Annotated in this window: 13 protein-coding genes; 10 read left to right on the top strand and 3 right to left on the bottom strand. The window is 66.8% G+C overall.

Annotated features, from left to right (window positions below; translation table 11 throughout):
- Window positions 1-268 precede the first annotated feature (268 nt).
- Window positions 269-1,513, top strand: a complete 1,245-nt coding sequence (locus tag ACGFZN_RS38490; RefSeq protein WP_393863134.1) for an IS256 family transposase — start codon at window positions 269-271, stop codon at window positions 1,511-1,513.
- A gap of 530 nt (window positions 1,514-2,043) precedes the next feature.
- Here ACGFZN_RS38490 and ACGFZN_RS38485 read toward each other — a convergent pair.
- From ACGFZN_RS38485 to ACGFZN_RS38475, 3 genes are read right to left on the bottom strand one after another with little or no spacing between them, the layout of a single operon-like run.
- Window positions 2,044-2,847, bottom strand: a complete 804-nt coding sequence (locus tag ACGFZN_RS38485) for an inositol monophosphatase family protein (protein ID WP_393863159.1) — start codon at window positions 2,845-2,847, stop codon at window positions 2,044-2,046.
- 2 nt (window positions 2,848-2,849) lie between these two features.
- Window positions 2,850-3,686 carry a DUF5919 domain-containing protein gene (locus tag ACGFZN_RS38480; RefSeq protein ID WP_393863133.1) on the bottom strand — a complete coding sequence of 279 codons (837 nt, stop codon included), beginning with the start codon at window positions 3,684-3,686 and terminating at the stop codon, window positions 2,850-2,852.
- A gap of 24 nt (window positions 3,687-3,710) precedes the next feature.
- Entirely contained in the window at window positions 3,711-4,301 is a 591-nt protein-coding gene (locus tag ACGFZN_RS38475) for a winged helix-turn-helix domain-containing protein (protein WP_393863132.1), read from the bottom strand.
- Between the two features lie 239 nt (window positions 4,302-4,540).
- Between ACGFZN_RS38475 and ACGFZN_RS38470 the strand changes: the two genes are divergently transcribed.
- The 9 genes from ACGFZN_RS38470 (at window position 4,541) to ACGFZN_RS38430 (ending at window position 13,157) form a co-directional block, all read left to right on the top strand.
- Complete coding sequence (locus tag ACGFZN_RS38470; RefSeq protein ID WP_393863131.1) at window positions 4,541-5,200, top strand: hypothetical protein; 660 nt, start codon at window positions 4,541-4,543, stop codon at window positions 5,198-5,200.
- Window positions 5,201-5,399: 199 nt separating this feature from the next.
- Window positions 5,400-5,810 carry a hypothetical protein gene (locus ACGFZN_RS38465; protein ID WP_393863130.1) on the top strand — a complete coding sequence of 137 codons (411 nt, stop codon included), beginning with the start codon at window positions 5,400-5,402 and terminating at the stop codon, window positions 5,808-5,810.
- A 194-nt stretch (window positions 5,811-6,004) separates the two neighbouring features.
- Complete coding sequence (locus tag ACGFZN_RS38460; RefSeq protein ID WP_393863129.1) at window positions 6,005-6,184, top strand: hypothetical protein; 180 nt, start codon at window positions 6,005-6,007, stop codon at window positions 6,182-6,184.
- 275 nt (window positions 6,185-6,459) lie between these two features.
- Window positions 6,460-7,224 (top strand): hypothetical protein, encoded by a 765-nt coding sequence (locus tag ACGFZN_RS38455; RefSeq protein WP_393863128.1) that lies wholly within the window; start codon window positions 6,460-6,462, stop codon window positions 7,222-7,224.
- A gap of 40 nt (window positions 7,225-7,264) precedes the next feature.
- Entirely contained in the window at window positions 7,265-8,449 is a 1,185-nt protein-coding gene (locus ACGFZN_RS38450; protein ID WP_393863127.1) for a hypothetical protein, read from the top strand.
- 234 nt (window positions 8,450-8,683) lie between these two features.
- Window positions 8,684-10,330 carry an FtsK/SpoIIIE domain-containing protein gene (locus ACGFZN_RS38445; protein ID WP_393863126.1) on the top strand — a complete coding sequence of 549 codons (1,647 nt, stop codon included), beginning with the start codon at window positions 8,684-8,686 and terminating at the stop codon, window positions 10,328-10,330.
- 110 nt (window positions 10,331-10,440) lie between these two features.
- Window positions 10,441-11,493, top strand: coding sequence for an NlpC/P60 family protein (locus tag ACGFZN_RS38440; protein WP_393863125.1), 1,053 nt, complete (start codon window positions 10,441-10,443; stop codon window positions 11,491-11,493).
- A 6-nt stretch (window positions 11,494-11,499) separates the two neighbouring features.
- A complete protein-coding gene (locus ACGFZN_RS38435) occupies window positions 11,500-11,784 on the top strand; it encodes a hypothetical protein (protein WP_393863124.1) in 285 nt (94 codons plus the stop codon).
- Between the two features lie 2 nt (window positions 11,785-11,786).
- A complete protein-coding gene (locus ACGFZN_RS38430) occupies window positions 11,787-13,157 on the top strand; it encodes a hypothetical protein (protein ID WP_393863123.1) in 1,371 nt (456 codons plus the stop codon).
- The last annotated feature ends 21 nt before the right edge of the window (window positions 13,158-13,178 follow it).

Genomic DNA, 13,178 nt, shown 5'->3' with positions numbered 1-13,178 from the left:
GGGAGCCGCGACCAGCGAATGTGACCCGCAAAAGGCCCCGAGTAGTGGCGTTGCGCAATCACGTGCGCTTACTCTGGGTATTAGGTGACTGCGCGGGCCCTACGGTCCAGATGGCGTCCCGCGTGATGGTGTAGGCGATCACCGTGCGGGTGTGCGCGGGCGGGTGCCCGGGGCGTGCATCCGGTGACGGTCTCCGCTCCCTGCGCATGAGGCAGGCCACCGTGCAAATCTCCCTGGTGAACGGCCAGTTCAACCCTGGAGGCACCCGATGGCCTTATCCCAGTCTGACCTACAACGCCTGCTGGAGTCACTACGCACGGCGGACGGGATCGAGCTCGTCCGCAACATCGCCGAGCGCATGCTGCAAGAGCTGATCGAGGCCGAGCTCAGCGGCCGGATCAGCGCCCAGTGGAACGAGCACACCGACGCCCGCACCGCCTTCCGCAACGGCCACCGGGAGAAGACCCTGGCCACCCAGGCCGGCGATCTGGACCTGGCGATACCGAAGCTGCGCAGCGGCAGCTTCTTCCCCAGCCTGCTGGAACGGCGCCGCCGCATCGACCAGGCCCTGTATGCGGTCATCATGGAGGCGTACGTGCACGGGGTGTCCACCCGCTCGGTCGACGACCTGGTCAAAGCCCTCGGAGCGGACAGCGGCATCTCCAAGAGCGAGGTCTCGCGGATCTGCGGCGACCTGGACGAAGAGCTCACGGTCTTCCGCGGCCGGCCCCTGGACCACAGCCGCTTCCCCTACCTCTACCTGGACGCGACCTACTGCAAGGTCCGTGTGAACCACCGGATCGTCTCCCAGGCTGTCGTGATCGCCACCGGCATCAGCGAGGACGGCGGCCGTGAGGTGCTCGGCGTGATGGTCGGTGACAGCGAGACCGAGGCGTTCTGGAGCGAGTTCCTGCGCTCCTTGCGCGAACGCGGCCTGGGCGGGGTCCGGCTGGTCATCTCCGACAGCCACAGCGGCCTGGTGGCCGCGATCCGCAAGGTCATGCTCGGCGCCGCCTGGCAGCGTTGTCGTGTCCACTTCCTGAGGAACGTGTTTTCCGTGATCCCCAAGGGATCCGGGGAAATGGTCGCCGCAACCATCCGCACCATCTTCATCCAGCCCACCGCCGAAGCCGTCCATCACCAGCTCGATGCGGTGGCCGACATGCTCGGGCAACAGTTCCCCAAGGTCAGGCAGATGCTCCTGGACGCCAAGGAGGACCTGACCGCCTTCGCCGCCTTCCCCATCTCCCACTGGAAGAAGATCCAGTCCTCAAATCCCCTGGAGCGGATCAACCGCGAGATCAAGCGCCGCACCGACGTCGTGCAGGTCTTCCCCAACCCGGCCGCCCTCGAACGGCTGGTCACCGCCGTGCTCAGCGAGATGCACGACGAATGGATCGCCTTCCCCCGCCGCTACCTGTCCGAAGGCAGCATGACGGCCATCTACGCCGCCGAACACGCCGACCACACCACCCATGCACTCCCCAACACACCGAACGCTACGGACGATTGATCGCCTACACCATCACAGGGGACGTGACCTACGGTCCACGGGCATCACCCCGGCGAGGTCACCTCACCGGATCGCGACTCAAGGGTTGGTAGCTCGGTTGAGTCGGACTTGGAAGCGGCTCCTGTTGTGGCGACAGGGGCCGCTTCGCATTACGGAGGACGAGCGAGGCATCGCATCGTCAGCTGACCTCCGGGAACTCGATGGCAGCGTCAGGGTGCTTCGCGGCCCACCTCCTGAGCAGGCTGGTGTACGCCTCCAGGTGACGACGACGTGGTTTCGATGCGCCGACCTCCCACCTGTTGAACGCAGCGCGGGTGACTCCGAAGACTCGACGACCTCTTCCCTGTGTAAGGTCATCGACTTTGCGCAGGCTGACTCGAACCGCTGACGGTGGCAAAAGGCTTGGGCGGGTGAGTAGAGCGTCCACTGCGACCGTCAGGTCAGACACTGATCCCATGACTTACACGGTCTATAACTACACATAAGCACACATAAGTCGGCGCATCTTTAGTCGGCATAATGTCAGGAGGTCACTCCGTCATGAGTCCGCTGCTGTCCTGTAGCAGCTGCAAGATTGCGTCACGTACCCCCGGTGCCGCTGTGATCGTTGCTTGGGAGCTCAAGGTATGGGCTGATCCATCTGCGTCCATGACCGCGCAGCCGGCTTCACGGGCGATACAGACGCCTGCTGCCATGTCCCAAGGGTGGTTGCTCATGGCGATCGTGGCATCGAGCCTTCCGGAGGCGACCCACGTCAGATCGACAGCGGCTGAACCGAACATGCGCACGCGTAGAGCTCGTTCAGCGAGCAGACGAGTTACGGCAAGTCGTTTTCGGTTCCGTTGCTTCGCTGCCTCGCCGACAGCGTAGTCTCCGATGGAGACCATGGCCGAACTGAGCGAATTGGTGGCGCTTGCCTTTAGACGAGTGCGTCCCTCGTAGGCGCCGTTTCCATCAGTGGCGTGAAAACGACGCTGAAGGAATGGGAGGTCGATGATGCCCAAGACGGAACGGTCTTCTCGCACCAATCCGAGGGAGACTCCACACAGGGGGAGCCCGTGCACGAGGTTGGCTGTTCCGTCCACCGGATCGAGCGCCCACGTAAGACCGGACGCGTTGAGGTTTTCTGCCCCGCGTTCCTCGCCGAGGAATCCGATCTCGGGGGTCTCCTGTCGGAGGAAGCTGCGCACTCTGTCCTCAACCGCCAGGTCCAACGCGGACACCATGTCGCGGTCGCCCTTGTTGGTGACTTCTCCGACTGCCATCTCCCGTACCACAGCGACGGCTTGATCGACAGCCGCCAGACCGATGTCCAGCAACGCTTCCAGGCCCATGGTCAACCCTCACGCCTTTCCCAGAGAGAGGAAAAGATCTGTTCGAAGGTGCCGTACAGACCCCCGACAGCTCGACGCTTCCGGACCAAGAGCGTCGGTGAGTCAACGCCGCGGACCTCCGGCAGATAGGGCTGAGCTACACAGAGCTGGGAGTCGATAAGCAGGATGTTGAAGCGAATCGGCTCGTCGTACACGCCGATCTGTAAACGTTTGGCGGCCTCGGGCGAGAGGCGGCCGGCTACGCGCTCCTCCATGATCGTCAAATTCATGGCGGTAAGAGCAGACAGCCGGCCCTCCGGATAGCCTTCCTCACTCTCGCGCTGAGCGATAAAACGGCCATAGGGCTTGAGGAACAGACACGTCACGCTAGCGCCCGCCTCGATTATCTCGCGCAGCCGCGCCTCTGAATACGTCTGACACAACAGATTCAACGAAAGGCCGGCGGCTCGGATGTCTTTGGCGGTGTCCAGCAGCTCGGTGGGAGGTACTTTCGCCTGGAACTCCGATCGACTTGGGTAGACGCCAGCGAGATCCGCGAAACGGTCACCGACAATCTGTGTCAGGGCGTCGGCATCGTTGCCGAAGGCGGAGGAGGTCTGACGTACCAGCAGTTCAGCGGCTACAAGAACATCGCCCGGAGGCACTGCGCTGGTCTCCCATGCCTCAACCTGTTCAGGGCCGACGGGCCAGCCCAGCATGGTGGCCAGCAGCGCAGCGAACTCAGCAGTCGGCAAGCCCTTTGCCGCTCGGGCAGCTGCCAGCTGGTTGCGCGCCAGTTGCCCGAGGTCTGGTCGGTAGGACGTTCGACCGTGGAGTGACACGACTTCAGCGCCGGACATCTCAGTCCCCCTTTCGTGATCCGGTCAGGTGCCTGCGGCCCGACGTCGCTCCGCTCCGCCGGTGCTATCTCTGAGGGGGGCAGACTCGTGCGGATACGGCTGCCCCAGTCTCCCGTAGAGGTCAATCAGTTGAGTCTGCAGGACCGCTACCACGCGTCGGAGTTCGGCCAGCTCGCGCCGGAATTCCTCAAGGGTTGCCGCATCCGTGACCTGGAGACTGTCCACCTTTGACTCGACATCAGCGAGTCCGGAGGCGAGGCGCTCAAGGATCTGCTTCTCGTCTGCGACCTCCGCTGGCCTTGCCTTGACGAAGACTCCCTTGCCCGGGTGTCCGTACAGCAGACCTTCCGCGCGAAGTTCGCTGACTGCTCGTCGAACGACGGTGCTGGAGACGCGGTACTGCTGACCCAGGCTCGCGGTTGAAGGGATCGGCTGTCCGATGGGAAGCCGTCCGTCGGCGATCTGGCGGCGCAGATCGTGCATGAGGCGGCGATACTCCGGCTGCCCGATTTCATCGCCCAACGGTGAGCCTCCCTTGTGTACCAGGTTGTGCAAGCTGCACCTAGTGGAGCACACCAGCTCCTTCAGGGCCAGCAGGGCGTCTCCGTCACTCACGGGCTTACCTCCTTGACAACCTTATACACATTGCTGCACCTTGTGCACAAGGACAACTGCATACGTCTGGCTGTCCGTGCTTACACGCCGGCCGGGGTGACGAGTTCGACGCGGTCCCTCGAGAGCAGCAGCCAGGTGCGCCACCCGCAGCCGTTGCGCTGCCTGTCCGTCACAGACTCGCCCGCCTTGGCGAGGCAGGCCTGCGAGGGGCGGAGAACGCAACAGCAAGGGAGACGAATATGCGTCACAACGGACGTGCCCCCATCCTGGCCAGCCAGATGCGGCCCGAACACCTCAGCCTCCGTGAGAACGAGCCGGTCCTTGTGGTCTGCCCGGACTGCGAGGCCTGGCGCCGCCTCAAGAGGTCGATGATCCTCCCCCATCGCGACGGCACCCCCGTCGAGAGGACCGAGCGCCGCTACTTCGGCGACAAGCCGTCCGGCGGCCGCCGCTGCGGGGGAAGCGCGCAGCGCATCGTCATCGACATCACCCCCGAGGAATGGATCGAGCGTCTGCTCGCGGCCGAGACCACGGCCGCCGGCCGCCGCACCACCCGCCCGATCCGCAAGCCTCGCCCCCAGGCCGTGCCCGCGCCGGTCCAGATGCCCGCCGCCACCCGACCGCTGCGCGAGCAGCTCGCCGAGCACCTACAGAGCGACTGCCTGCGCTGCCGCGCTGGCCGCTGCGCCCGCGTCATCGAGCTGCGCCAGCGGATCCGCCGCACCACCCAGATGGCCGCCGGTCCGGCCACCGCGATCTACGGCCAGCTCCGCACCGCCTTCCGCGAGCACCGCACCTCCTGCACGCCCTGCAAGAGCGGCGCACCGTGTGCCTCTGGCCGCAAGCTGGCCGCTCGGATGACGGGTATCGCACACGACCACCTCGCCCGCACGGCCTGACGGCCGCCACGGTCCAGCTCCCGCCCCACCAGAGCAATTACGGAGCGGGAGCCGGGTCGTGGCCGGCCGCCCGGCCGACCAGAAGGCGACGACCCCGGAAGGTGGAAGCTCCGGGGTCGTCCGGTCAGAGGAAGGGCACTCCCCTATGACCATGACGATGATCACACGCCCGCAGCCCCTTGGTACAGAGCAGGCCTCCGTGAGGGGCGATCTGTTCAGCCGGGTCCTGGCTGCGGTCAACTCCCACCGCACCAACCGCCAGCCGTCCAGGGCGCGGCGTGTCACCGCCCCGGACGCGGCGCTCGGTACACATCTGCTGGCCACGGTGCGCGCCCAGGACGCCGCGGTCCCCGCGAATCGGCGGGTCCCGCGTACGGTCTCCGAGATGCGGGGCCGCCTCGACGCCGCGGCGCTGACGGAGGAGGAGTCGGACGCCTGCGGGGTGTGCGGGTACTGGCGCTGCCGGTGCGGTCAGGCCTGCGCCCAGGTACCGGCCCCCACTGCCGGATTCCGCTCGGCGACCGTGCTGAACCTGACGGACGCCGAGCGCGAGGAGCTCTCCCGCAGGGTCGCGGAGGAGAACAAGCGCTCCGAGCAGCGGCCCCGGTGACCCGGCCGCTCATACACACGGCTCGGGCTGCGCAGCACCGTGCGGCCCAAGCCGCTCTGGCCGTCGGTCCGGCGCACCCGCTGGCCCGTCTGCTGCTCGCGGTCGCGGCTCTGGCGGCCAGCGTGGCATGGGAGGCCGGGCACCGCGTCACCGACGTTCACCCTTCCGCCGGCACCACCATGAGAGACAGCCTCGTGCCTGACGATCTGCACCAGCGCTACCAGGCAGCCCACCGCGCCTGGCAGACGCACATCGCCTTGTGCCCCCGCTGCACCGACAACCCCGCATGCCGGGACGGCCAGCGGCTGCACGAGACCTTCGCCCGGCTGCAAGACGCCTACCTGAACCGACTCCACCAGCGCCCTCGGCGCTGATCCCCGGACCGGCATCGCCACCTTGACCGGTCACCGCCTGCCCGGCCCGCCGCTGCCGTTCTGCGCGGCGGGCCGGGACACGGCGCAACACAGGCGCAGTTACGCGCCTTTCCTGCCCTTTCGGGAGGTTGATCGTGACCCGCACCATCCGCTTACGCGCGCCTCTGGACGCCTCTGGGCTGCCGCGCAAAGCGCCGACCGCCGCATCGCAGCAGACGGCGCGCGACCGGACCGCACCACGCCCGCACCCGCCTGCACCCCAGGGAGACAGCTCCATGACCTTCGGCCGCACCGTGAAGATCACCGGCGAGCAGGTGAACGACATCTTCGCCCGGCTCCAGCCACACATGCCGCGGCAGTTTCGGAAGGTCGAGCCGAGTCCCTCCGGCTGGGGGTTTCGCTTCGAGTTCGCAGAGTTCACCGGCCGGGAGGAGCGGCCGAGCATGCCCCGCTCCTTCTTCAACGACCCGAAGCTGACGTACGTCTCCGAGTCTGACGACCCGGCCGAGCACCTGCTGAGGGAGGTGGCCGGGCAGATTCTGTCCGACATCTACGAGGACGCGCGGAAGCGGTGGGAGGAGGCGGATTACGTCGCCGACCTGCGCCACGTCGTCAAGGACGCCCCGGACCGCTGGCGGGCATACGAGCGGGCGCGCAAGGAACTGGAGTCGGCCTACGGCTACCTGCGCACCCCTGAGGCCGCCCGCGAGTGGATGGCCGCCCTCTCCCGCCTCGTCGACGCCCAGGACCGGGCCTTGGCCGCGGCCAAGGCCTTCGACGAGCGCGGGCAGGAGATCGCCGAGATCCATAACAAGCACCGGTACGCCGACCTCTGGCCGGCCTCCGCCCTGAAGGCGGCCGGCTACCCGGAGGCCGACGACTGGCACATCGCTTCGAGCGACTACTACCACCTCGGCTACCACTTCTCCGGCTCCACCGACGTTCCGCTCACCGAGATCGTGCGCCGGATGGTCGAGGAGCAGGACGCCCACGTCGCCAAGGTCGGCTGCCTGGCCGGCACGACGCCGGCCGCCAACTGACACCGCATCCGCTCCGCGTACGCGAAGGAGGAAAACGAGCGTGAGCAAAAACAACAAGTGGAAGAACTGGCGGGCGCCGTCCCCGCGCAGCATGGTCCTGGCGGTCCTGGGGGTCATCACCCTCGGGGTGGCCGCCCTGTCGGTGGCCGTCAGTTACACCATCCTGGAACCGAAGTTCGGCGTGTGGGCCGTGCCGACCGTGGGCGCTCTGGACGCCCTGTGGTGCGTCTTCCAGGCCACCGAGGTCCTGGCTGCCAACAACCGGGATCGCGCGCGGCGTGTGCAGTGGGCCGGTATCCCGCTCACCCTTGTCAACGCCGCGATCCCCACAGTCGACCTGGCCATGAGGCTGCACCACGCGGGATCCGGCTTCAGCATGGCAGTGGTCATCGCCCCGGTCGCGATTGTGTCGGCCAAGGGGACCTGGTGGATCGCCCTGCCGTCCCTGGGCCGGAAGGTTTCCGGCAAGACCAGGCAGGAACTGGTCGCCAAGCGGCAGACGGTGGCGGACCAGCTGGAGGAGATGGAGGCCGAAGCAGCCCACCGCATCGAGCTGCTCACTCTGGCCGCCGAGCTGAACGGGCGCGTGGCCGAGGCCGAGACGGACTACCGCCTGAGCGTGCTCAAGGCGCAGCAGACCATGACCGAGGACCTGTACGAGCAGGCCGAGGCCACCGCGAAGACGGTCGTCGAGAAGGCGCTGCCGGCCTCGGTCGCGGCGATCCGCCTGCCCGAGCTGGGACAGTGGACGCCCATTGCCCCACCGCTGCCCGGCACACCCCGCACGGCCGGGCGGGACGCGACCGGCACGCCCGCCATCGACCGGCACACCGACGGCACGCAGGTCAGCGCCCTGCCGCAGGAAACGGGCACACCTTCCGGCACGCCTGAGGGCACGCCGGGTGTGCCGCAGGACGGCACCCCGGCACGCCCGGCGGCACAGGGCATGCTTGCCGACCTCGCGGCCGTCGCGGGCGTACCGGTCCCCCAGCCCGGCGAGCAGCTGAGCGACGATCAGATCGGCGTCGTGCTGCGCCACCTGCGCTACAGCGACGACCCGCCGATGTCCTACCGCCAGGCCCGCGACAGCTTCCGTCGCGCCGGCTACGTCGGCAGCGAGGAACGCATCCGCCACGCATGGGCCGCGCTGATGGCCAACGAGGGCCACGGTGAGACGTCCGAGGACTCCGAGAACGAGGACTCCGAGGACGCGGACGCCGCCTGATCCACCTCCGGCACCACCAGTGAGGGCCAGCCCCAACCCCTTGCGGGCTGGCCTTTGCTGCGACTGCCGGAAGCAACGCAGCAGTCGACACGGTGCAGACCCGGTGAGTGACCCGGCGAGCGGATCCCCAGTTCGCAGACCCGGGGAGCAGGCCCGGCGAGCACCAAAACCCAGCGGAATACCGCATGCCCGTTCGATAAGATCATGTGTTCACGATCACCGAAGGAGAGGGGTGTGGGAAAGAGAAAACAGCAGGCCAGCGAGGTGCCCGAGGACGCCTACGCACAGGTCGCCGGCGGGATCGGCGTGCTCGCGGTCGCCTTCGGCATCCTGGCCGCCATCAAGGACAAGCTCGGCCTGTCCTGGCCCGCCACCGTACTGGTAGCCGCCGGCGCGCTCGTCGCCCTCGGCTACCTGGCCTGGAAGGTCAAAACCACCATCAAACGCCTGTGGGCACGCGAGCCCCAGCCTGCGGCGGTGGCCCTGAAACAGGAAGCTGCGGCCGCGGCCTCAGCGTCACCAGCTGGCGCTGAGGCGGACGTTGAGACGGCTCCGGCGCACCCGGAGCTGACTGCGGTCCTCACTACGGCCGGCGCCATCGGCAGGGACCAGGTGATCCGCTCCGACGAAGTCACCATCGACACGGTGCCCACCGGCCAGGTCTACGACTTCCTCGTCCCCAAGGGGCGCACCTACGAGGACGTGGAGAAGCGGCTCGGCACCGTGGCGGGCATGTTCGGCGTCACCCGCCTGCACCTGCAGCTGGAGCGCAGCCGGGACAACGAACGCCGTGTGCGGCTGCTCAAGCTGCACGAACCGCCGTTCACCCAGCCGTTCCCGGCCCCCAGCAGGCAGCGGATCGAGACGTTCGCCGGCGTACCGCTCGGCCATGACGTCACGGGTCAGCTCATCGGGGTGCCCTCGTTCGACAAGGCGTCCTTGCTGATCGCCGGTATGACGCAGATGGGCAAGACCACGCTGGTCAACGGGCTCATCACCTGTCTGCTCATCGCCTACGGCGAATTCGACCTGTATCTCCTCGACGGCAAATTCTGCGGGCTCACCAGGTTTGAGAAGATCGCCACACGTTACGAGTCGTCCGACGACCCGGCCGTGTTCGAGGACATGGTCGATGAGCTGAACAGTCGGTCGGACCGCCGGTATGCGGAAATCAAGGACGCGATCGCTAACCGGCAGCCCGCGCCGAAGTTCAAGCCGGTTATTTTCATCGTGGACGAAGCCGCCGACTTCTTCGCCCACGACGAGTCTAGGGAGGGAAAGGAGCAAGCCCGCAGGATCGCGGAAAAGACGCGTGGGTTGGTATCGAAATCGCTGGAATCCGGTATCTCCACGGTGCTGATGACACAGCGGCCGTCCACCAACGCGATTCCCGTCATGGTACGCGACCAGTTCCTCTACCGGCTCTGCCTGTATGTGGCATCGGCTGGCACCGCGAAAGTCGCCCTCGGCGACACGTATTTCGACACGGTCGCACCGATCAACCCCGCCCTCCTCGACCCGGACATCAAGGGCCAAGGCGTGCTCTTCGCCAACGGACGCTCCACACTCATCCGAGGACTCAATTTCCCGGACAAGTTCATCTGGGAAATCGTGGACGAAGTCCACAACCGTCAGCAGAAGGCCATCGAGCAAGCACCGGAATCACCGCTCAAGCAGGCCATCGACCTCATGCAGAGCAAGGGCATCGACTTCATCTACACGACCGAGTTGGCTCCCCTTCTCGGTATCGAAGAAAGCGATGCCGCAAAGGCCGGAAAGCGGCTGGCGGAACTCCTGGGCGGCGTCCCAGCGAGCCGGAAGCCCGACGGGCGCGGCTACCGCCTGGCCGACCTCACCGCCGCTGCGAAGTCCCGATTCTGACCGTCACCGGCACCGTCATCGGCACTGTCAGCCCACCGTCATCCGGGCGAGCCGATGACGGTCCTAGCCCAACCTGTGACGGTGCCATGACGGTCCTCTGACGGTCCGACATGACGGATCTGACCTGCGGAAACATCCTCAATCCCGGAAGGAGGGAGATCGGCTTGCTGCGTGCCTCCACAGTGGTCACGATCGGCGTGGGAGCCACCGCAGCCGTGATCGTGGCCGCGCTCGTGCAGGGCGCCGGCGATGACCCGCTGTCCACTGCGCTGAGCCTGTCCGTTCCCAGCCAGTACAAGAGCCTGATCGAGGACGCGGGAAACACCTGCCCCGAGGTCACGCCGAACCTGCTGGCCGCGCTTTTGACGCAGGAATCCGGATTCAATCCGCAGGCGCGCTCCCAGGTCGGCGCGGAAGGTATCGCGCAGTTCATGCCGTCCACGTGGGAGACCTACGGAGTCGACGGAAACGGCGACGGGAAACGGGACGTGTGGGATCCCCAGGACGCGATCCCCGCCGCCGCCCGATACCTGTGCTCCATAGCGAAAGACGTCAAAGACGTTCCCGGCAACCGGCAGAGCAATATGCTCGCCGCCTACAACTCGGGTAGTGACGCGGTTCGCCGATATGGCGGAGTTCCCCCGTACAAGGAAACACGGAACTACGTTCAGTCCATCGAGGCCCTCGCTAAGCAGCCAGCGCCCGGCGGTGACACCACGGCCGCGACACAGGGCGCGACCGTTGTGAACGCGGCACAAGAGATGATCGGCACACCGTATTCGTGGGGCGGAGGAGACGCCAACGGCCCGACCAAGGGAACCTGCTGCTCTCCCCACGGAACCTCAGGATCATCCGTCGCCGGATTTGACTGCTCCGGACTTACGCTGTACGCGTATGCGCGAGTCGGTATCAGCCTGCCGCGCACCGCCGCGCAGCAGTACGCGGCTTCCGAGCCGGTAAAACCCGAGGATATGCGTCCCGGAGATCTGGTCTTCTACGGCTCCAGCCCCGCGAGTATTCACCACGTCGGTATTTACATCGGCGGGGGTTGGATCATCGACGCCCCCAGGCCGGGCACCAAGGTCCGCTTCGACCCCCTGGACACCATGAGCGACCTGTTCGCCGTCGGCCGCCCCGTCCCCTCTCACGACAAGGAGATCTGAAAACCCATGTCCAAGTTCACCGCCCTCACCACCCTCGCGAAGCCGGTCGACATGTCGGGCGGCTTCAAGGACTTCTTCGACACCATCGGCCTGACCGGCACCGGCCTGGTCACCAAGGGCATCGCCGCCGTTATCGCGGTCATCGCGCTGCGCATGCTGCTGCAGCTGTCCCACGACCCCAAGAGCGCCCTGCGCAGGGGCACCCTGGCGATCGGCACCCTGTTCGTCGCCGTCGTCCTTGCCCTCTACGGCGACACCCTCTTCTCCACCGTCACCAACGCCAAGGGCTGACCGTGTTGTCACGACTGCACCGCCTGCTGGTCACGGCGGGCAAGGCCGACAATCCCTGCTCAAAGATCCATGACGCAGCGCGGGAGTTCTGCAACAAGTCTCAGGAGAAGAAGAGCGATCCGTGTGACGGGATCTACGGCGAGGCGCACAAGTACTGCGAGCGCGACAGCCATCCCCCCGGCGGCGGAAGCAGCGGCGGAGGAGGCATCACCGAAGGAGCCTCTGAGCACGTCAAAGACCTTGCCGACAGCCTGATCAAGAAGGTCATTGATCTCGTTGCGCCGAAGAAGGCGTGGGCGCCGGCGCGGTCGAACAGCGGGTTGTATGAGCCGTTCCTGTGGCTCGGCCAGCACCTGGCGGTCGCCATCTTCATCTGCGTCGTTGTCGTGTGCGCCCTGACCGCTTGGCAGGGCGCACCGCGCCTCAAGCAGATGGGAGCCTCCACCGGCTGGACGCTCGCCTCCGTGGCCGCCATGGCCTCTGTACCGGGGGCCGTGATGCTGCTGAACAAGGCCGTGAGCGATGCGTTCACAGCTGCGTTCGCCAGCAACGAATCCACACTGTTCACTGTCATCCGCAGTGACTTGGGTCAGTCGGGGGATCCGCTGGCCTTGCTGCTGATCATCTGCGCGCTGGTCGTCGCGCTGGCCTTCGCGGCGCTGGTGTTCATGACGCGCCAGCTCGGCATCCTGGCGTTCGTGTGCATGGCACCGCTGGTGCTGGCCTCGCTGGCACGCGGAGGCGACATGACGGCGGTCAAGCAGTGGGCGCAGCGGCTGCTGGGACTGATGTTCGCGCCGTTCGCCCTGCTGCTGGTCTCCCCCTTCGTGGAACTGGCCAAGGGCTCGATCGCGGTGGACACCGTGCTGCTGGTCGCCGCGGACGTGCTGATGCTGCGGATGATCTTCCACGGGGTCCCGTACTTTGGTCCCAAGGTGGCCCGCTTCACTCGCTCGATGGTCGAGCGCAATACCGATAACCGGTTGGTGCGGGGGGTGATGCGGGCCGGCGTGCCGGACTTCTACGAGCAGGAGAACAGCCCACGGGTGCCGCGCACGCTGGACACCCCGGCCCGCGCGATGACGCGGGATCGGGACGTGCTGTTCGCCGCGTACGGGTTCAAGCCGCAGCAGCGGCCGGGCCGGCTGACGACGGAGTCCGCCGTGGCGCAGGCCGCCCGGTACGAGAAGGACCACGCCGAGCGCATCGTGAAGCTCCAGCAAATGCGCCGTCAGACCCGCGCCGCCGTGCGCAACCAGGCACCCAACTCGTCCAACCCGGCGGGCACCAGGACCCCGGCCCCGGCAGCGCCAGCGCGTCCGGCGCAGACGCCGACTCCACCGCAGACACCGCGCCGGCCGCCTACCCCGTAAGACCGCCGATCGCGCCTGGCC

The organism is Streptomyces sp. NPDC048192 (assembly GCF_043202415.1).
Classification (GTDB): domain Bacteria; phylum Actinomycetota; class Actinomycetes; order Streptomycetales; family Streptomycetaceae; genus Streptomyces.
The sequence above is the reverse complement of the archived record's forward strand: the minus strand, read 5'-3'. Positions and strand labels throughout refer to the sequence as shown.

What these genes read in the sequence shown, in the direction of transcription:
- ACGFZN_RS38490 (WP_393863134.1), top strand. Translation starts at nt 269, where the DNA reads ATGGCCTTATCCCAGTCTGACCTACAACGCCTGCTGGAGTCACTACGC.
- ACGFZN_RS38485 (WP_393863159.1), bottom strand. Translation starts at nt 2,847, where the DNA reads ATGGGCCTGGAAGCGTTGCTGGACATCGGTCTGGCGGCTGTCGATCAA.
- ACGFZN_RS38480 (WP_393863133.1), bottom strand. Translation starts at nt 3,686, where the DNA reads ATGTCCGGCGCTGAAGTCGTGTCACTCCACGGTCGAACGTCCTACCGA.
- ACGFZN_RS38470 (WP_393863131.1), top strand. Translation starts at nt 4,541, where the DNA reads ATGCGTCACAACGGACGTGCCCCCATCCTGGCCAGCCAGATGCGGCCC.
- ACGFZN_RS38455 (WP_393863128.1), top strand. Translation starts at nt 6,460, where the DNA reads ATGACCTTCGGCCGCACCGTGAAGATCACCGGCGAGCAGGTGAACGAC.
- ACGFZN_RS38440 (WP_393863125.1), top strand. Translation starts at nt 10,441, where the DNA reads ATGACGGATCTGACCTGCGGAAACATCCTCAATCCCGGAAGGAGGGAG.
- ACGFZN_RS38435 (WP_393863124.1), top strand. Translation starts at nt 11,500, where the DNA reads ATGTCCAAGTTCACCGCCCTCACCACCCTCGCGAAGCCGGTCGACATG.